General features: G+C 72.6%; 20 protein-coding genes. 13 read left to right on the forward strand and 7 right to left on the reverse strand.

Features of this window, described 5'->3' with window-relative positions; translation table 11 throughout:
- The 6 genes from DVK44_RS23155 to DVK44_RS23180 all read left to right on the forward strand — a co-directional run bounded on the left by DVK44_RS23155 (window position 1) and on the right by DVK44_RS23180 (window position 6,602).
- Entirely contained in the window at window positions 1-987 is a 987-nt protein-coding gene (locus DVK44_RS23155) for an ABC transporter ATP-binding protein (protein WP_114661402.1), read from the forward strand.
- Complete coding sequence (locus tag DVK44_RS23160; RefSeq protein WP_114661403.1) at window positions 968-2,080, forward strand: ABC transporter ATP-binding protein; 1,113 nt, start codon at window positions 968-970, stop codon at window positions 2,078-2,080. Before DVK44_RS23155 ends, DVK44_RS23160 begins: the two co-directional genes overlap by 20 nt.
- Before the next feature lie 491 nt (window positions 2,081-2,571).
- Complete coding sequence (locus tag DVK44_RS23165) at window positions 2,572-2,766, forward strand: DUF2304 family protein (RefSeq protein WP_114661404.1); 195 nt, start codon at window positions 2,572-2,574, stop codon at window positions 2,764-2,766.
- Window positions 2,767-2,870: 104 nt separating this feature from the next.
- Window positions 2,871-3,815 (forward strand): N-acetyl-1-D-myo-inositol-2-amino-2-deoxy-alpha-D-glucopyranoside deacetylase, encoded by a 945-nt coding sequence (gene mshB / locus DVK44_RS23170; RefSeq protein ID WP_114661405.1) that lies wholly within the window; start codon window positions 2,871-2,873, stop codon window positions 3,813-3,815.
- Complete coding sequence (locus DVK44_RS23175; RefSeq protein ID WP_114661406.1) at window positions 3,812-4,225, forward strand: DUF6113 family protein; 414 nt, start codon at window positions 3,812-3,814, stop codon at window positions 4,223-4,225. Before mshB ends, DVK44_RS23175 begins: the two co-directional genes overlap by 4 nt.
- Before the next feature lie 199 nt (window positions 4,226-4,424).
- Window positions 4,425-6,602, forward strand: coding sequence for a peptidoglycan binding domain-containing protein (locus DVK44_RS23180; RefSeq protein WP_181957504.1), 2,178 nt, complete (start codon window positions 4,425-4,427; stop codon window positions 6,600-6,602).
- A gap of 79 nt (window positions 6,603-6,681) precedes the next feature.
- Here DVK44_RS23180 and DVK44_RS23185 read toward each other — a convergent pair whose 3' ends face one another.
- Together DVK44_RS23185 and DVK44_RS23190 are read right to left on the reverse strand one after the other, a co-directional pair.
- Window positions 6,682-7,536, reverse strand: coding sequence for a transglutaminase family protein (locus DVK44_RS23185; RefSeq protein WP_114661407.1), 855 nt, complete (start codon window positions 7,534-7,536; stop codon window positions 6,682-6,684).
- Between the two features lie 49 nt (window positions 7,537-7,585).
- Window positions 7,586-8,581, reverse strand: coding sequence for a GNAT family N-acetyltransferase (locus tag DVK44_RS23190; protein ID WP_114661408.1), 996 nt, complete (start codon window positions 8,579-8,581; stop codon window positions 7,586-7,588).
- 140 nt (window positions 8,582-8,721) lie between these two features.
- Between DVK44_RS23190 and fdxA the strand changes: the two genes are divergently transcribed.
- Together fdxA and dapC are read left to right on the forward strand one after the other, a co-directional pair.
- Window positions 8,722-9,042 (forward strand): ferredoxin, encoded by a 321-nt coding sequence (gene fdxA / locus DVK44_RS23195; RefSeq protein WP_105869511.1) that lies wholly within the window; start codon window positions 8,722-8,724, stop codon window positions 9,040-9,042.
- A 104-nt stretch (window positions 9,043-9,146) separates the two neighbouring features.
- Window positions 9,147-10,253 carry a succinyldiaminopimelate transaminase gene (gene dapC, locus DVK44_RS23200; RefSeq protein WP_114661409.1) on the forward strand — a complete coding sequence of 369 codons (1,107 nt, stop codon included), beginning with the start codon at window positions 9,147-9,149 and terminating at the stop codon, window positions 10,251-10,253.
- Between the two features lie 86 nt (window positions 10,254-10,339).
- Here the strand turns inward: dapC and DVK44_RS23205 are convergent, their stop codons facing one another.
- Window positions 10,340-10,816: an ATP-binding protein gene (locus tag DVK44_RS23205; RefSeq protein WP_114661410.1), complete on the reverse strand. Its 477-nt coding sequence runs from the start codon at window positions 10,814-10,816 to the stop codon at window positions 10,340-10,342.
- Between the two features lie 290 nt (window positions 10,817-11,106).
- Window positions 11,107-12,183, reverse strand: a complete 1,077-nt coding sequence (locus DVK44_RS23210) for a hypothetical protein (RefSeq protein WP_228447333.1) — start codon at window positions 12,181-12,183, stop codon at window positions 11,107-11,109.
- A gap of 102 nt (window positions 12,184-12,285) precedes the next feature.
- Between DVK44_RS23210 and dapE the strand changes: the two genes are divergently transcribed.
- Together dapE and DVK44_RS23220 are read left to right on the forward strand one after the other, a co-directional pair.
- A complete protein-coding gene (gene dapE, locus DVK44_RS23215; protein WP_114661412.1) occupies window positions 12,286-13,398 on the forward strand; it encodes a succinyl-diaminopimelate desuccinylase in 1,113 nt (370 codons plus the stop codon).
- A 129-nt stretch (window positions 13,399-13,527) separates the two neighbouring features.
- Complete coding sequence (locus DVK44_RS23220; protein WP_114661413.1) at window positions 13,528-14,277, forward strand: LOG family protein; 750 nt, start codon at window positions 13,528-13,530, stop codon at window positions 14,275-14,277.
- A gap of 70 nt (window positions 14,278-14,347) precedes the next feature.
- Here the strand turns inward: DVK44_RS23220 and folP are convergent, their stop codons facing one another.
- On the reverse strand, window positions 14,348-15,223 hold the full coding sequence (folP, locus tag DVK44_RS23225) for a dihydropteroate synthase (RefSeq protein ID WP_114661414.1): 876 nt from the start codon (window positions 15,221-15,223) through the stop codon (window positions 14,348-14,350).
- A gap of 297 nt (window positions 15,224-15,520) precedes the next feature.
- Between folP and DVK44_RS23235 the strand changes: the two genes are divergently transcribed.
- Complete coding sequence (locus DVK44_RS23235; RefSeq protein WP_114665378.1) at window positions 15,521-15,874, forward strand: DivIVA domain-containing protein; 354 nt, start codon at window positions 15,521-15,523, stop codon at window positions 15,872-15,874.
- Window positions 15,871-16,494 carry a DNA-3-methyladenine glycosylase I gene (locus DVK44_RS23240; RefSeq protein ID WP_114661415.1) on the forward strand — a complete coding sequence of 208 codons (624 nt, stop codon included), beginning with the start codon at window positions 15,871-15,873 and terminating at the stop codon, window positions 16,492-16,494. The genes DVK44_RS23235 and DVK44_RS23240 overlap by 4 nt, the downstream gene beginning before the upstream one ends.
- On the opposite strand, the gene chcB is transcribed toward DVK44_RS23240, so the two are convergent.
- The gene (gene chcB, locus DVK44_RS23245) at window positions 16,479-17,282 is read right to left on the reverse strand and encodes a 2-cyclohexenylcarbonyl CoA isomerase (protein ID WP_114661416.1); all 804 of its coding nucleotides are present in this window, start codon (window positions 17,280-17,282) and stop codon (window positions 16,479-16,481) included. The genes DVK44_RS23240 and chcB overlap by 16 nt on opposite strands.
- A 313-nt stretch (window positions 17,283-17,595) precedes the next feature.
- On the opposite strand from chcB, the gene DVK44_RS23250 reads away from it, so the two are divergent.
- Window positions 17,596-17,763: a DUF3117 domain-containing protein gene (locus tag DVK44_RS23250; protein ID WP_009997451.1), complete on the forward strand. Its 168-nt coding sequence runs from the start codon at window positions 17,596-17,598 to the stop codon at window positions 17,761-17,763.
- A gap of 125 nt (window positions 17,764-17,888) precedes the next feature.
- Here the strand turns inward: DVK44_RS23250 and DVK44_RS23255 are convergent, their stop codons facing one another.
- Entirely contained in the window at window positions 17,889-18,551 is a 663-nt protein-coding gene (locus tag DVK44_RS23255) for an O-methyltransferase (RefSeq protein ID WP_114661417.1), read from the reverse strand.
- Window positions 18,552-18,655: the final 104 nt, after the last annotated feature.

The following is an 18,655-nucleotide window of genomic DNA, read 5'->3' on the forward strand; positions in this document are numbered from 1 at the left end:
ATGCTGCTGGAAGTACGCGACCTCCAGGTCGAGTTCCGCACCCGCGACGGGGTCGCCCGGGCCGTCAACGGTGTGACGTACGCGGTCGGGGCGGGCGAGACGCTCGCCGTGCTGGGGGAGTCGGGCTCCGGCAAGTCCGTCACCGCGCAGGCGATCATGGGCATCCTCGACTCGCCGCCCGGCCGGATCACCGGCGGCGAAGTGCTCTTCCAGGGCCGGGACCTGCTGAAGCTCAAGGAGGAGCAGCGGCGGCGGGTACGGGGTGCCGAACTGGCGATGATCTTCCAGGACGCGCTCTCCTCGCTCAACCCCGTCCTGACCGTGGGGGCCCAGCTCGGCGAGATGTTCATCGTCCACCGGGGGCTGAACCGCAGGGCGGCGAAGGCGCGGGCCGTCGAGCTGATGGAGCGGGTCAGGATCCCCGCGGCGAAGGAGCGGGTGAACGACTATCCGCACCAGTTCTCCGGCGGGATGCGCCAGCGCATCATGATCGCGATGGCGCTCGCGCTGGAACCCGCCCTGATCATCGCGGACGAGCCCACCACCGCCCTCGATGTGACCGTCCAGGCCCAGGTCATGGATCTGCTGGCGGAGCTGCGCCGGGAGCTGGACATGGGCCTCATCCTGATCACCCACGATCTGGGGGTCGTCGCGGATGTCGCGGACCGGATCGCCGTCATGTACGCGGGCCGGATCGTCGAGACCGCCCCCGTCCACGACATCTACCGGGCGCCCGCCCATCCGTACACCCGCGGGCTGCTGGACTCGATCCCGCGCCTGGACCAGAAGGGCCGGGAGCTGTACGCGATCAAGGGCCTGCCGCCGAATCTGCTGCGCATCCCGCCCGGCTGCGCGTTCAACCCGCGCTGCCCGATGGCGCAGGACATCTGCCGTACGGAGGTGCCGCCGCTGCTCGACGCGGGCGGGGGCCGTCGCAGCGCGTGCTTCTTCTGGAAGGAGACCCTCGATGGCCGAGCCGGTGGCTGAGCCCAGGGCCGGGTCCGTGGCCGCAGCCTCCGGGGCGGTGTCCGGGAGCGAGCCCATTCTTGAGGTCCGGGATCTGGTCAAGCACTACCCGCTGACCCAGGGCGTTCTGCGCCGCCGGCAGATCGGTGCCGTCCGGGCGGTGGACGGTGTCTCCTTCGACCTGGCGCCCGGCGAGACGCTCGGCATCGTGGGGGAGTCCGGCTGCGGCAAGTCGACCGTGGCGAAGACGCTGGTGAACCTGGAGCGGCCCACCTCCGGCACGATCCGCTACAAGGGCGAGGACATCACCCGGCTCTCCGGGCGGGCGCTGAAGGCGGTCCGCCGGAACATCCAGATGGTGTTCCAGGACCCGTACACCTCGCTCAACCCCCGGATGACCGTGGGCGACATCATCGGGGAGCCGTACGAGATCCATCCCGAGGTGGCGCCGAGGGGCGACCGGCGGCGCCGGGTGCGGGAGCTGCTGGACGTGGTCGGGCTCAACCCCGAGTACATCAACCGCTATCCGCACCAGTTCTCCGGGGGCCAGCGCCAGCGCATCGGGATCGCCCGGGGGCTCGCGCTGCGACCGGAGATCATTGTCGCGGACGAGCCGGTCTCGGCGCTGGATGTCTCCGTCCAGGCGCAGGTCATCAATCTGATGGAGCGACTTCAGGCCGAATTCGGGCTCGCGTACGTCTTCATCGCGCACGACCTGTCGATCGTCCGTCACATCTCCGACCGGGTCGGGGTGATGTATCTGGGCCGGCTCGCCGAGATCGGCCCGGACGCGGCCATCTACGACCATCCGACGCACCCGTACACCCAGGCGCTGCTGTCGGCGGTGCCGCTGCCCGACCCCACGGCCCGCGAGCACCGCGACCGGATCATTCTTTCGGGTGATGTTCCGTCGCCGGCGAATCCTCCGTCCGGCTGCCGGTTCCGCACCCGCTGCTGGAAGGCGCGGGAGCGGTGCGCGGTGGAGGTGCCCGAGCTGGCGGTGCCGGCGGTCTTCCGCGACCGGGCGGGGCCCGCGGCGCATCCGTCGGCGTGTCACTTCGCGGCGGAGCGGCAGACCGTACCGACACCACCTGAGACGGACGAAACGTTGTAAAACACATCAATTTCGTTAACACGGAGGCAACTTCGCCGACGCCTCACCGATATACGGACCCGTCAGTCTGAATGACGTACGGCCGTGCGGGTGCCGTAAACCGGCCGGGACTTCCAGGAGTCCCGGCCGGTTGCATGTGCGCCCGCGGGCGGGCGGGCCGTGCGGGCCCGGTGCGGCGACCCCTCGGAGGCCCCTGTGTATCAAGATCTTTTTTGCCGCCGGACCAGGGAAATTCAGGTGCGGGCGACGGGCCGCCACCGTGGGCGGAATGAATCGTTCCGGAGCGCTGACGTGCGACGAAACCAACCGGCCCGAAACTGTGCGACCCACCTGGCCGACCCCGCGCCAGTCCGTGCGCCCCCATGTGCTGCCGTGCACCGATCGATGCGTATCCACGGATAGTTATGATCCCTAGCGATAGCTGGGTATGAATCTGCCGGGCACATGCATGCTGCGTCTTCCCGACTGAATATCTATGGAGGTGAACCGCCGTGGCACTCTCGATTTCCGTGGTGGTGCTGCTGGCGATCGTCGTCTTCCTGCTCGTCCGGAAGTCCGGGCTCAAAGCGGGACACGCGGTGGTCTGCATGCTGCTCGGTTTCTACATGGCCAGTTCCTCCATCGCCCCCACCATCAGCGAACTCACCACCAACGTGGCCGGGATGATCGGTGGACTGAAGTTCTAGTGCCCCGCAGGGCACCCGTCCTCCGCAGGGCGCCCACCTCGGCCGATACCATCGCCCACTGGTCGGCCGAGGGGCCGGTTTGTCATGCCTCGTAGGCTGTCCCCATGACCGATCTCCCCGCCCGCCGTCTGCTGCTCGTCCACGCGCACCCCGACGACGAGACGATCAACAACGGCGCCACCATGGCCAGGTACGCGGCCGACGGCGCCCTGGTGACCCTGGTGACCTGCACCCTCGGCGAGGAGGGCGAGGTCATCCCCGCCGAACTCGCCCATCTGGCGGCCGACCGCGACGACCGCCTCGGCGAGCACCGCATCGGTGAACTCGCCGACGCGATGCGCGAACTGGGCGTCACCGACCATCGCTTCCTCGGCGGGCCCGGCCGCTACCGGGACTCCGGGATGATGGGCCTCCCGCAGAACGACCGCGCCAACGCCTTCTGGCAGGCGGACCTGGACGAGGCCGCCGGCCATCTCGTCGCCGTGATCCGCGAACTGCGCCCGCAGGTCCTGCTCGCGTACGACCCGAACGGCGGCTACGGCCACCCCGACCACATCCAGGCCCACCGCGTCGCCATGCGCGCCGCCGAGCTGGCCGCCGACAGCGGTTTCGCCCCCGCCCTCGGCGCCCCCCACACCATCGACAAGATCTACTGGAACCGGATCCCCCGCTCCGTCGCCGAAGAGGGCTTCGCCCGGCTGCGCGCGACGGGCTCCAGCTTCTTCGGTGTCGCCGAGGTCGACGACCTCCCCGGTGTGGTCCCCGACGCGGACATCACCGCGGCGATCGACGGCGCGCCCTACCGGGACCGCAAGTCCGCCGCCATGCGCGCCCACGCGACACAGATCGCCGTGGACGGGCTGTTCTTCGCGCTCTCGAACGATCTCGGCCAGCCGATGTTCGCCGCCGAGTACTACCAGCTGGTAAAGGGCGTGTCCGGCGCGCCCGAGGGGGAGCGCGAGAGCGACCTCTTCGCGGGAGTCGCCGGGGTGTCCGGGGCCGCTTCCGGGGCTTCCGGCGCGTCCGGGGCTTCAGGGGCGACCGCGTGAGCGGGCAGCAGCCCGGCGGCTTCCTCGCGCGCCCGCTCGGGTTCCGGCCGGGCCGTATCGCCGCGTACGTCGGACTCGGGGTGCTCGGCGTGCTCGTCGGCGTCGCCGGGGCGATCGCCCAAGGCGGCTGGTTCCCCGGCGGCTTGATCCTCGCGCTGCTGGCCACCGCCGGGCTCTTCTACGGCGGGCTGCTCGTCACCGGCACCCAACTCGGCGTCGGCGCGCCCGCCGCGGGCTGGCTCATCGCCACGATCTGGCTGAGCGTCGGCCGGCCGGAGGGTGACGCGGCCTTCGCCGCCGGTCTCGGACCGCTGGTCTTCCTCTTCGGCGGGATGGTGGTGGCTGTGATGTGTGCCACGATGTCGCGGTTGCCGCAACCGGGCACTCAGTCCGCACGTATGGGGAAGTGACGCGCCCGGCCCCCGCCGAATTGACCTCGGCCGCACGGTCGGCAAGCATCCCGCTTGCCGTGCTCGTCCGGTCTCCTCCGGCGGAGGCCAGTATGGTGGTGCGCGCTCCGGGCCTTCCCCTCGCCTCCGGCAGTGGGGGACCTGAAACAGCTGAGTAGCCAGTAAGAACGGGCGGCGGAGCCAACCGGGAGAACCTGCTTTGAGTCGTGAAACTGACAGTTCGTCCTCCGGGCCCCAGGGGCGCGGCGGAGCCGCGGCGTACCCCTCCGGGACACCGCCCTACGGCTCCCGCCAGTACCCGTCGCTGCATCCTCAGCAGGACGCCCCGGAGGAGAAGGAAGCCGAGTCCGCCCCACAGCCGGACGAGCCCAAGACCGAGACCACACTGACCACGCGCATCCGGATCAACATCCCGGGCTCGCGGCCGATTCCCCCGGTCGTGATGCGCACACCCGTGGGCGACAGCGACAGCGCGAACGGCCGGGGCATCCCGGCCGCCGCCGAGCGCACGGTGAGCATGCCCCGGCCCGAGGTGCCCAAGGAGAGCGCGGAGCCCCGGGAGACCGAGCCCGCGCCGGAGCAGCGGACCGAGGAGAAGACCACTCCGACCAGCGACTGGTTCGCCCCGCGCAAGCCGTCCCAGGGCACGACCAACGGCGCCGGCGTCAGCACGGCGGGCGCGGACGGTACGGGCAGGGGTACGGGCTCGGGCTCCGGGACCGGCGCCGGTTCGAGTTCCGCTTCCGGTTCCGGGAGCGGTACGGCGGCGGGTACGGCGGCCGGGATGAGCGCGGGCGCCATGGCCGTCTCGGGCGGGGCCCCTTCGGGCGGATCCGCGCCGGGGAGCGCCGGTGGCGCGAAATCGCCGTTTGAGCAGTACTCCCCGGAGCCATACGCGCCCGAGTCCTACACCCCCGAGTCGTACACCCCGGAGCCGTACGCTCCCGAGTCGTACACCCCCGCGGCGGCGGGCGCCGCCGTCAACGCCTTCGCGCCGGGCGGGAACACCCCGCCGTTCGGTATCCCCGGCGTCGACGGCGCCCCGACCGGTCCGACCACCGGGCCGGTCACCGGCACCGCGTCGCTCGGCACCCCGCCGGCCTCCCTGGGCAGCCCGCCGGGAACGGCCGGTCAGGGCGCCGGTCCGCGGCTGTCCGACGACACCGCCGTACTGACCCCGCAGCAGCAGGCTCCCGAGCCGGTCGGCGCGGGCGCCGGCCAGGTCTCCGGGGCGGCGGCCACGATGGGGATCCCCGTCGTGCCGCCGGAGCACCAGAACGCCTTCCCGGGCCCGGCACCGCAGGTCGGCGTGGCGCGCGGGCCCGGCCAGGACGCCGGCTTCTCCGCGCCGGACTTCCCCGGTGCGGTCGGCTCGTCCCAGGGCGCCCCGGCCGCGGCGGCGAAGCCGGCCGCGGCGGCCCCCGCCAAGAAGAAGGGCCGCTCCAAGCTGACCCTCCTCGGGGTGGCCGTCATCGTGATCGCGGGCGGCGCCTACGGCGCGGGCTTGCTCGTCAACCACTCCGAGGTGCCCAAGGGCACCACCGTCCTCGGCGTCGACATCGGCGGCGGCACACGCGAGGAGGCCGTCGCCAAGCTCGACGCCACCCTCGGCAAGCGCGCCGCCCAGCCGCTGCGGCTCAACGTCGGCGGCAAGACGGAGAACCTCACCCCGGACAAGGCCGGACTGAGCTTCGACAGCCAGGCCACGGTCCGCGGCGCGGCGGGCAACGACTACAACCCCGTCTCGGTCATCGGCTCGCTCTTCGGCGTCGCCCGGATCGCCGAGCCGGTGATCCCCGTCGACGAGGAGAAGCTCACCGCGGCCCTGGCGGACCTGGCGGGCACCTCCGGCTCCGCCATCGAGGGCACGATCCGGTTCGAGCCGGACAAGGCCGTCGCCGTCCCCGGCAAGCCGGGCAAGGCGCTGGACGTCAACCACTCGATCATCTCCACCCGGGACGCGTACCGCAGCCAGGTCCAGACAGGGCAGGAGAACCCGGTCGAACTGCCGGTCGCCACCAAGGATCCGACGATCGACCAGGCGGAACTGGACCGGGCGATGAAGGAGTTCGCCGAGCCCGCCATGTCCGCGGTGGTCACCATCCGGGCGGGTGGCAAACAGATTCAGTTCGGGCCGACCATCTCCCTGCCGAAGATCCTCTCCATGAAGCCCGTGGACGGGAAGCTGGTGGAGGAGTACGACAAGAAGGCCATCGAGCAGCTCCTCGAAGGCGTCTTCGACGGCATCACGATCACCAAGGGCGACGGCCAGCAGTACCCCGTCTCGTCCGCCGACGTGGCCGCGGCCATGCAGAAGGCGCTGCGCGGCAAGACGGAAGCGGAGCGCACGCAGACGATCGACCTCGAACCGAGCTGACCCGGTCCGACGCACCGCGCCGGAGCCCCCGCCCCCCTCGGGCGGGGGCTCCGGCATGTCCGGGGAACAGCACCCGCGATCAGTTCAGCCGGGTGCGGGCCGCTCGCGCGCGGCGCTGGATGGCCTCCGCCGTCGCCGGTTCGACGGCGGCGACCACCCGCGCGTACTCCTCCATCTCGGCCGCTCCCCGCAGGAACTCCCCGCGCTGGACCAGCAACTGGGCCCGGTCGTAGCGCAGCCGGGCCGGATGGGCCGGGAGCAGGAGGGAGAGTTCGACCGCCCAGAGGGCGACCTCGGTACGTTCGGGCCGGGCCGCCGCCCAGGCGCGGATGTTGTTCAGGACACGCTGGACGATGTCGAGCGGGGCGGCGGGCGAGGCGGCCGGCGGCAGCCCCGGCGCCCGGCCCGCCCCCGGGCCCGTACGGTCCGTCAGCAGCCGGTCCGTCTCCTCACGGCCGAGGATCCGGCCCGCCGCGAACGGATCCGCGAGGATCTGCTCGTCCGCCGTCTCCGGGTCACCGAAGCCGACGACGAAATGGCCCGGCAGCGCCACCCCGTACACCCGCGCGCCCGCCCGCCTGGCCACCTCGATCCACACCACCGAGAGCAGGATCGGCAGCCCGCGCCGGCGGCGCAGGACGGCGGGCAGCAGGGAGGACTCCAGCCGCTCGTAGTCGGCGGGCGCGCCGTGGAAACCGCAGCGGGCGCCGAGCAGTTCGCCCAGCGCCGCCGCCCACGCGCGCGTGCCGCTCAGTCCGTACGGCAGCAGCCCGGCCAGCCGGTCCAGCTCCGCCTGCGCCGCGTCGAGCCCCTTCTCCCCCAGCTCCGGCTCGCCCTCCGCGCCCACGAGCAGGCAGAGCGTCGCCAGATCGGGCTTCTCCGCGCGGGCTTCCTCGGCGAAGAGGCGGCGCCGGTCGGCGGATTCCGGATGCATACCGTTTCCGTCCTTGTCGTGGCCTTGTTGTCGAGTTGTCGAGACGCTCTCAGGGCGCTCGGTAGTGGTGGTAACGGTGGTGGACGGTGAATCCCATCCCCGCGTACAGGGCGATCGCCGCGTCGTTGTCCGACTCGACCTGGAGCCACGCGGCGGACGCCCCCTCGTCGAGGGCGCGCCGGGCGAGCGCCGCCATCACCGCCGTCGCCAGCCCCTGGCGGCGGTACGCGGGCCCCACCTCGACGGCCATGAACCCCGCCCAGCGCCCGTCGACCACACACCGGCCGATCGCCGCCGGAACCTCGTCCGCCGTGCCGGGCACGGTGGCGAACCACACCGAGGGGCCCGCGTTCAGCACCTGGAGCACCTGCGGCCCCGGTGTCCCCGTGCGCTGGTAGCGGCGCAGCCAGCTCTCGTCCACCGCGCGGCCGAGGTGGACGCGGTCGTCCGCCGCCCGGTCCGCGAGGGGCGCCAGCGCCCCCGTCCGTACCTCCGCCGTCACCTCGGAGCGCCAGCCGCGCCGCTCCAGTTCGGCGCAGAGCGCCTCCTGCGTGCCGGGCGCGCCGGTCGCCGTCTGTACGTACGCGGGCAGCCCCCGCCGCTCGTACCACGCGCGCGTGCGCGCCAGCGCCTCGTCCAGGCCCACCCCCGGATCGCCCAGGGGCAGCGCCGAGTTGGCGCGGCGGGTGAACCCTGACGCCGCCCTGAGCGTCCACTCACCCAGGCGCTCGCTCTCCACCGGCTGCCACGCGCGCGCGTACGTGCGTGCCAGCTCCTCGAAGCCGGCCGCAGGGCCCCGCCGCCGGGCGGGCGCCGACGGCACCACCTTGCCCGCGACCAGGGCCTTCTCCGGTACGCCCACGTGCTCACCGTTACGCCGTGTGATCAGCAGCACACCGTTGTCCCAGGATGTGAGAACGCCTACGGTGTCGGTGAACTTCTCCGTACCGGGACCACCCCCGGTCAACTGTCTGACCGATACGCGTTTGCCCACGTCAGCGGGGCTCAACCGGACCTCAAGCCGTCCGCCGGCAGTGAATTCCACAGCTCCGTCCGCCCCTCTTGTTCGGATCGCGCCCAAGAACGGAGATACTAGATGCGGGCATCGACGACGCCGCGCTCCCGCGCGCCCGTGGACGGAGCCGCAGATCGGCCCGCCGCGCCCTATCGAGGAGGAACGACAGCGTGACCTACGTCATCGCGCAGCCTTGTGTCGACGTCAAGGACAAGGCGTGCATCGAGGAGTGCCCGGTCGACTGCATCTACGAGGGCTCGCGGTCCTTGTACATCCACCCGGACGAATGCGTCGACTGCGGAGCCTGTGAGCCGGTGTGCCCGGTCGAGGCGATCTTCTACGAGGACGACACCCCGGACGAGTGGAAGGACTACTACAAGGCGAACGTCGAGTTCTTCGACGAGCTGGGCTCGCCCGGTGGTGCCTCCAAGCTCGGTCTGATCGAGCGCGACCACCCCTTCGTCGCCGCGCTGCCGCCCCAGAACGGCTGACAGCGCCCCGCGTCCCCGGTCCCGTACGGCTCGCCGCTGTACGGGACCGCGGTTTTCCGCGTCGTGTGCCGTGACGCCCACGCGTACGAGAGAAGAGTGAGCACGTGTCCGCAGTTTCCCCGCGAGTCTCCTCGCGCCTGCCCGTCTTCCCCTGGGACCGGCTGGAGCCGTACAAAGCGACGGCGGCGGCCCACCCGGACGGGATCGTGGACCTGTCCATCGGCACGCCCGTCGACCCGGTGCCCGAGCTGATCCGGCGGGCCCTGGCCGGGGCCGCGGACTCGCCCGGCTATCCGACGGTGTGGGGTACGGCGGAGCTGCGGGACGCGCTGACCGGCTGGGTGGAACGGCGGCTCGGCGCGCGCGGGGTGACCCACCGGAACGTGCTGCCGGTGGTCGGCTCCAAGGAGCTGGTGGCCTGGCTGCCGACCCAGCTGGGGCTGGGCGCGGGCGACCGGGTGGCCTTCCCGCGCCTCGCCTACCCGACGTACGAGGTGGGCGCGCGGCTCTGCGGCGCCGAGCCCGTTCCGTACACCGACCCGACCGAGCTGGACCCCGCCGGGCTGAAGCTGCTCTGGCTGAACTCGCCGTCGAACCCGACCGGCGCGGTGCTGCCGGCGGCCGAGCTGGCGCGGATCGTCGCCTGGGCGCGCGCGCACGACGTGCTGGTGTTCAGCGACGAGTGCTACCTGGAGCTGGGCTGGGAGGCCGAGCCCGTCTCCGTACTGCACCCGGACGTCTGCGGCGGTACGCATGAGGGCGTCGTGGCCGTCCACTCGCTCTCCAAGCGCTCCAACCTGGCCGGATACCGCGCGGCCTTCCTCGCGGGCGACGCGGAGGTGCTCGGCGAGCTGCTCGCGGTCCGCAAGCACGGCGGGATGATGACCCCCGCGCCCGTGCAGGCGGCCACGGTCGCCGCGCTGGGCGACGACACCCACGTACGGGAGCAGCGGGAGCGGTACACGGCCCGCCGCACCGCCCTGCGGACGGCCCTGGAGGCGCACGGCTTCCGGATCGACCACAGCGAGGCGAGCCTGTACCTGTGGTCGACGCGCGACGAGCCCTGCTGGGACACGGTGGCGCACCTCGCGGCGCTGGGGATCCTGGTCGCGCCCGGCGACTTCTACGGCGAGGCGGGGGCGCGGCACGTACGGGTGGCGCTGACGGCCACCGACGAGCGGATCGAGGCGGCGGTCAAGCGGCTCGCCTGAGGGCGGCACAGACGTACGGGAGGGGCCGGGGAGCGCGTGATGTGCGCTCCCCGGCCCCTCCCGTACGTGCTCCTGGGGGTACGGGATCAGCCGCCGAGCGGCAGGCCCCCGAGCAGGCCGCCGACGGCGGGCGCCTTGGCCGGGGTGGCGGCGGCCGGGGCGACCTGCTGGGTGGTCTGGGTCGCGGCGGCGCCCTCCGCCGCGGTGGCGGCGGTCTCGCCGAGCAGCTTGCCGGCGCCGCCCGCGGTGTCGCCGGCGGCCTTCTGGACGGCCGGGGTGGCGGTCTTGGCGGCCTTGCCGACGGCCTTGCCCGCCGCCGGGACGCCCTGCTTGACGGCGTTGCCGCCCGCGTCGCCCACCGTCTTGGTGGCCTTCTGGGCGCCGCTGTCGAGGGTGCCGCCCACGGCGGCGCCGTCCAGCGCGCTCACCGAGCCCAGGTCGGGGGCCGCCGGCAGGGCCGCCGCGCTCGCGGAGCCGGCCGCGCCGATCACCGGGGCCGCGCCCGCCGCGACGATCAGCGCGGTGCGGGCGATACGGCGGGCGAGGGGAAGGTTCGCGGACATGATGCTCCTTCGGGGAGATGGCGAGATGTGGTGCGTCCGGGGGCCGGACGTGGTGACAACTCCTCGAAGGGCGCCGGAGGATGCGGTGGGCGCGGGTAAAGAATCCGTAACGTGTCGCATGATCTGTTATGGATAAAAGCAGGCAAACGCTCCCGGTGAAGCGAGGGCCGCGACACGCGGATTCCCGCCCTGCGCTGGGTGTTCGACCGGCGTTCGGCGGGCGTTCCCGGGAAGTGCGTGCGGCGGGCGCGCGGCGGCGCCGGACTCGCCCGTCCGGGTGACGGGCCGTACTACCGCGCGGTACGGATCCGGACCTCGTCCGCGTTCGCGACGGCCGGATCGCTCGTCGTGCGCCAGCCCTTGGCCGCGTCCTTCGCGCTCCACACCCGGCCCGCGTAACCGACCTCGGTGATGCCCAGGGACGTGGACCGGGCCACCGCCCAGTGCGCCAGCTCCCAGCCGCGCTGTGCCGAGGCGCGCTGCTCCGCGGAGTTGCCGCGCCGGGCACCGGCCGTGGCCGTGACCGACACCGGCACGGTCAACTCGTCGGCCTTCGCGCCTTTCGCCGCCGTCGCGGAATCCGTGGGACTCGCCGAATCCGCCGGGGTCTCCGCGTCGCTCGCGCCGCCCTTGCCGGTCGCCGCGGGCAGCACGGCGGAGCCGAAGTCCCGTACCAGTTCCGTCCGTACCTTCCGCGGCTCGCCCACCACCCCGTCGGCCGGCGCCGTGCAGGTCAGCGACGCGCCGGCCCGGCCGGTGAACGCGGCGGCCAGCAGCGCGGCGTCCGGCTCGTGCTTCGCGTACGCCTGCGGGAAGCCGCTGCGCTGGACGCGCTGGGCGGCCTCGGTGAGCGGCAGCCGCGAGTAGCCGGGCACCTTGACGAGATGGTCGTAGAACTGGCCCGCCGAGTAGACCGGGTCCTGGATCTGCGCCTCGGTGCCCCACCCCTTCGAGGGCCGCTGCTGGAAGAGCCCGAGCGAATCGCGGTCCCCGTGGTCGAGGTTGCGCAGCGCCGACTCCTGGAGCGCGGTGGCCAGCGCGATGGTGACGGCGCGTTCGGGCAGCCCGCGGCTGGTGCCGACGGCCGAGATCGTCGCCGCGTTGACGGCCATCGCGGGCGTCATCGCGTACGAGCGGCTGCCGTCGCCGGAGGAGCCGGAGGAGCCGGAGGAGCCCGACGAACCGGAGGAGCCGGAGGTGTCCGAGGGGTCCACGGCTTCCGTGGACCGCACCACGCACCGCGGGCCGCTGCCGCGGCTGGACATGTACTGCACCACCGCGTATCCGGCGAGGGCCAGCAGCACGGTGAAAGCGGCGACGAAACGCAAGGGGCGTCCGCGACGGGAGGGGGAGACGGTCTCGGGCACGCGCCCACCGTACTGGAGTCCGAGGCCCCTCATGACCCGGCTCCGGCCCGCCCGCGGACCCGCGGCCCGGCCGGTCCCTCCGTACCGTATTAGGGTCGGAGCATGAACCGCACCACGCCCGAGACCACGCCCGAGACGGTGCTCGACCTCACACTCGACGGCCCCGCGCTCACCGCGTGGCTCGTCGACTTCCCGTCCGTCAGCGGTACGGAGAAGCCGCTCGCCGACGCCATCGAGCAGGCGCTGCGCACCCTGCCGCACCTCACCGTCGACCGGTACGGCAACAACGTGGTGGCCCGCACCCGGCTGGGGCGCGGCGAACGGGTCATCCTCGCCGGGCACATCGACACCGTGCCGATCGCCGACAACCTGCCCTCGCGGCTCGACGACGACGGCATGCTGTGGGGCTGCGGCACGAGCGACATGAAGTCCGGGGTCGCCGTACAGCTGCGGATCGCGGCGACGGTCCCCGAGCCCAACCGCGATCTCACCTTCGTGTTCTACGACAACGAGGAGGTCGCCGCGCACCTCAACGGTCTCGGCCATGTCGCCGAGGCCCATCCCGACTGGCTGGCGGGCGACTTCGCCATCCTGCTGGAAGGGACCGAGGGCGAGGTCGAGGGCGGCTGCCAGGGCACGCTGCGGGTCTTCCTGCACACGGAGGGCGAGCGCGCCCACTCCGCGCGCGGCTGGATGGGGTCCAACGCCATCCACGCCGCCGCGCCGATCCTGGCCCGGCTCGCCGCGTACGAGCCGCGCCGGCCGGTCATCGACGGCCTGGAGTACCGGGAGGGCCTCAACGCCGTACGGATCGAGGGCGGCGTCGCCAACAACGTCATCCCCGACGCCTGCACGGTCGTCGTGAACTACCGGTACGCCCCGGACCGGAGCGAGGCGGCGGCCCTCGCCCATGTCCGTGAGGTCTTCGCGGACTGCGGGGTCACCGGATTCACCGTCGACGACCACTCCGGCGCCGCGCTGCCCGGCCTCTCGCACCCGGCCGCCGCCGCGTTCATGGCGGCCGTGGGCGGCACCGCGCGGCCCAAGTTCGGCTGGACCGATGTCGCGCGGTTCGGCGGACTCGGCGTGCCCGCCGTCAACTACGGGCCCGGTGACCCCCTGCTCGCGCACAAGCGGGACGAACGGGTGGCCGTCGAGCGGATCACCCACTGCGAGGAGCGGCTGCGCGGCTGGCTCACCGGGCCGGTCGGGTAGCGGGGGGCATGTGACCGCGCCGGCCGGGGGCACGGCCGCTGCCTGATCGACTGCCGGAATTTCGCCGTTTGTCACGCGTGTCGATCTACTCTTGCCCAGAACGACGCACAGCAGCGGAAGGAGCGGCTCATGGGCATGCCCGAGGGAACGCGGGGGCCGGAGGAACGCCGGCTCGGACCGGTGATCCGCCGGCGGGAGCAGATCCAGCCCGGCACGACCGATCAGCGGCTGCTGGACAGCGAGGGCGACTCGGAGTGGGTGCACACCGACCCCTGGCGGGTGATGCGTATCCAGTCGGAGTTCGTGGAGGGCTTCGGCGCCCTCGCCGAACTGCCGCCCGCCATCGCGGTGTTCGGCTCCGCGCGCACCGCGGCCGGCACACCGGAGTACGAGGAGGGCGTCCGGCTCGGCGGCGCGCTGGTGGACGCCGGGTTCGCGGTGATCACGGGCGGCGGCCCCGGCGCGATGGAGGCGGCGAACAAGGGCGCGCGGGAGGCGTCGGGCATCTCCGTGGGGCTCGGCATCGAGCTGCCCTTCGAGCAGGGGCTCAACCCGCACGTCGACATCGGGGTCAACTTCCGTTACTTCTTCGTGCGGAAGACGATGTTCGTCAAGTACGCGCAGGGCTTCGTGGTCCTGCCGGGCGGTCTCGGCACCCTGGACGAGCTGTTCGAGGCGCTGACGCTGGTCCAGACGCGCAAGGTCACCCGCTTCCCGATCGTCCTGTTCGGTACGGAGTACTGGGGCGGGCTGGTCGACTGGCTGCGGAACACGGTCGTGGCGCAGGGCAAGGCGTCGGAGAAGGACCTGATGCTCTTCCACGTCACGGACGACGTGGAGGAGGCGGTCGGGCTGGTCACGAAGGAGACCGGCCACTGATCCGGCGGTAGCGGTAGCGCCTGAGGCGAGCGGGCCGGGCCGGCCGGCGGGGGGACGACCCCGCCGCCGGTCAGGCCAGGCCGCGCCGGGCGACCGCCGGGGGACGGTGGCCCGCGATCGACGCGACCATGTCGAGCACCTGACGGGTCTCCGCGACCTCGTGGACGCGGTAGACCCGGGCCCCGAGCCACGCCGACACCGCCGTCGTCGCGAGTGTGCCGATCAGCCGCTCCTTGACGGGCCGGTCCAGCGTCTCGCCGACGAAGTCCTTGTTGGACAGGGAGACCAGCACCGGCCAGCCCGTCTCCGCCATCTCGCCCAGCCGGCGCGTCGCCTCCAGCGAGTGCCGGGTGTTCTTCCCGAAGTCATGGCCGGGATCGATCATGATCCCGTCCCGCCGCACCCCCAGCGCGACCGCGCGCTCGGCCAGCCCGCGGGTCACCCGCAGGATGTCGGCCATCACATCGTCGTACGCGACCCGGTGCGGCCGGGTCCTCGGCTCGGCGCCGCCCGCGTGGGTGCAGACCAGCCCCGCGCCGTACCGCGCGGCGACCTCGGCGAGCTTGGGGTCCACCCCGCCCCACGCGTCGTTGAGCAGATCCGCGCCGGCCTCGCAGACCGCCTCGCCCACGTCGTGGCGCCAGGTGTCGACGCTGATCACCACGGACGGGTGGCGGCGCCGTACCTCCGCCACGAAGCCGACCGTACGGCGGGCCTCCTCCGCGGCGGTGACTTCCTCGCCGGGCCCGGCCTTCACCCCGCCGATGTCGATGATGCCGGCGCCCTCGGCCACCGCGCGCTCCACGCGTTCGAGCGCGGGCTCGTCGTGGAAGGTCGCGCCCCGGTCGTAGAAGGAGTCCGGGGTCCGGTTGACGATCGCCATGATCACCGGCTCGTACGCGCCGAACTCCCGGCGCCCCAGCCGTAGTGTGCCGTCCCCGTCCATGCCGTGATCCATGGGCACGACCTTAGCCCGACCGTCACATGGGGGGCGGCGTCACGGGGGCCGGCACGCACATCTGCGGCGTTGTCGTCGGTCACGATGGCTCCGCCATCACTCCCTCCTCCGCCTTGCAGCTGCACGCACCAGCCCCCGCTCCTTCACCCACCCCCCATGTGACGGTCGGGCTTAGAGGAGTGGGTCCGGGGACCGTGGCCGCGCCCCTTGTCGGCGGATCGTGGCACGATCGGCACCGGACGTTTCCGTTTCCTGATCGGACGTTGCCTGCCCGGGGAGAAGCTCGTGTTCTTGTTCTTGCTCATCGCGATGGTCATCGTCGTCGCCGCGGTCACACTCGCGGTCGTCGGCGGGGGCGACAGCGAGGTCCTGCCGGATGTGCCGCCGGAGCGGCTGGTGGATCCGCTGCCCGTGACGCGGCCGGTCGGCCGCGCGGACATCGAGGCGCTGCGGCTGCCGGTCGCCGTGCGCGGCTACCGGATGGCGGACGTCGACGAGGTACTCGGCCGGCTCGGCGCCGAACTGGCCGAGCGGGACGCGCGGATCGCCGAGCTGTCGGCGGAGCTGGCGGGCGCGCAGGCCACGGCCGTCTCCTCGCCGGACCTGTTCAAGAAGCCCGGCGAGGAGAGCGGCCGATGAGCGACGGCGCGGCCGTGGCCGGCCCCGACGGACGGCCGCGCTGTCCGTGGGGGCTGTCGGCCGAGGACTACCTCGCGTACCACGACGAGGAGTGGGGGCGGCCGGTCCACGGCGACGACGCCCTCTTCGAACGGCTCTGCCTGGAAGCCTTCCAGTCCGGGCTGTCCTGGATCACGATCCTGCGCCGGCGTGAGACCTTCCGTACGGCCTTCGCGTCGTTCGGCATCGCGGCCGTGGCGGAGTTCACCGACACGGACCGGGAGCGGCTGCTCGCCGACCCGGGCATCATCCGCAACCGCGCCAAGGTCGACGCGACCCTCGCCAACGCCCGGGTCCTCGCGGACTGGTCCGCCGGTGAACTGGACGAGCTGATCTGGTCGTACGCCCCCGACCCGCCGCTCCCCGCGCCCCGGACGACCGCCGACATCCCGGCGATCACCGACGCGTCCACGGCCCTGGCGAAGGCGCTCAAGAAGCGCGGCGTCCGGTTCGTGGGCCCGACCACGGCGTACGCCCTGATGCAGGCGTGCGGCCTGGTCAACGACCACCTGGCGGACTGCGCGGCCCGGACGGGCGCCCTGACCGTCCAGGGGCGGCCGGGCCCTCAGCGGCCCACGTAGCGCGGCTTCTCCTTCGCCAGGAAGGACCGTACGGCGATCACATGGTCCTCGGACGAGCCCGCCCGGGTCTGGAGTTCGTCCTCCTTCACCAGCGTCTCGGCCAGCGAGTGCTCCGCCCCGTACGCCAGGGACTCCTTGATCGCCGCGTACGCCGCCGTGGGCCCCGAGGCGAGCGCGCGGGCCACCGCGTACGCCTCGGCCGCCAGGTCCGCCGCCGGGACCAGCCGGTCGGCCATGCCCCAGGCGTACGCCTCGGCCGCCGGCACCGAGCGCGGGAAGAGCAGCAGATCGGTGGCGCGGCCGTGGCCGACGAGGCGGGGGAGCGTCCAGGAGACCCCGGAGTCCGCCGTGAGGGCCACCCCGGCGAAGGACGTGTTGAACGCGGCGGTGTCCGCCACGACCCGGTGGTCGGCGGCCAGCGCGAAGCCCATGCCCGCGCCGGCCGCGACGCCGTTGACCCCGGCCACCACCGGCTTGGGCATCTCGGTGATCGCCCGCAGGATCGGGTTGTAGTGCTCGCGTACGGTGCTCATCGTGGCGCCCGTACCGTCCCGCCGGTCGGCCTCCAGGAGCGCCGTGTGCTCCTTGAGGTCCTGGCCGACGCAGAAGGCCCGGTCCCCGGCCGCGGTCAGCAGTACGCCCCGTACGGCGGAGTCGGCGCCCGCGGCGGCCAGCGCGTCCCGCAGGGCGGTCTTGGCGGCCGTGTTCATCGCGTTCATGGCTTCGGGGCGGTTGATCGTGATCGTCGCGAGTCCGTCACTCACGTCGTAGAGCACGGTGTCGGCCATGATCGGGTCCCTTCGCGGCTCGGGCAGGTCCTGTCCGGCCCCAGCATGGCGGAGATCTTGGACGACGGGCATGTGACCTGCGTCTAAGAAAGTGGGGTGCCGGCGGAGCGCGCGGCGGCGAAGTATCGCAGCCGGATCGCCGAATTGGGTGGTTTTGCGAGAGCGCGTTGCGTAAGCGATGCGAACCGATGTTGGTCATCGGGTCCCGCCATGCGGGATAATGAGCTGGAAGCAATGTGTTCGATGCCGGTGACACAGCGCCTGTTATGGGGCAGCCGGCTGCGATGAGCTGGTTTCAGGAAGGGGAACGAGCATGGCGGCCATGAAGCCGCGAACGGGCGACGGCCCGCTCGAGGTGACCAAGGAGGGGCGGGGCATCGTCATGCGCGTTCCGCTCGAAGGCGGCGGTCGGCTTGTCGTCGAGCTGACTCCGGACGAGGCGGAGGCGCTCGGCGACGCGCTGAAGAAGGTCGTCGGCTGAGCGGAACGGTTGAGGTCAGGGCCTCACTGTCTTCGGGGCGTTGCGACGCCCCAGCGCAGACAGACTTCTGCCCCGGTACGGATTCGTCCGTGCCGGGGCAGAGGTCTGTTTCGGCGGCGTAAGGCTCAGCGGCGTACCGCGCAGAGCAGCCCGTCGCCCACCGGCAGCAGCGTGGACTGGAGGTCCTGGCTCTCCCGTACGGCCCGCAGCAGCTCGCGCACCCGCAGCACCTCCGCGGGCTGGGCCCCCGAGTCGACCGTCCGGCCGTTGGAGAAGACGCCCTCGAAGCAGACGAGCCCGCCGGGCCGCAGCAGCCGAAGCGATTCGGCGAGGTACTCCAGCGACTCCAGCCGGTCGCCGTCGCAGAACACGAGGTCGTAGCCGCCGTCCGCGAGTCGCGGCAGCACGTCCAGCGCCCCGCCGGGGATGAACCGCGCGCGGTTCCCGGCGAAGCCGGCGGCGCGGAACGCCTGCCGGGCGAACTGCTGGCGGTCCGGTTCGGTGTCGACCGTGGTCAGCACGCCGTCCGGCCGCATGCCCTGGAGCAGATACGTCCCCGAGACACCGGTCCCCGTCCCGATCTCCGCCACGGACTTCGCGTCCAGCGTGGCAGCGAGCAGACGCAGCGCGGCGCCAGTGCCTGGTGACACCGAGCGGAGCCCTGACTCGCGGGCCCGGTCCCGGGCCCAGTGCAGTGCTTCGTCCTCGGCGACAAAGGCGTCGGCGAACGCCCAGCTCGTCTGCCGGTTGGCGGTAATGACCCTCTCCTTGTCCCGTTGGCGGCGCAACGGTGACTGTATCCGCTGCACCCGGGAACCCGCAGATGGGACCGGGCGTTGAGAAGAGCGGGAAGCACGGCGCGCAATCCGGGATCAGGACCATCGCCAGGACC

Source organism: Streptomyces paludis (assembly GCF_003344965.1).
Lineage (GTDB): Bacteria > Actinomycetota > Actinomycetes > Streptomycetales > Streptomycetaceae > Streptomyces > Streptomyces paludis.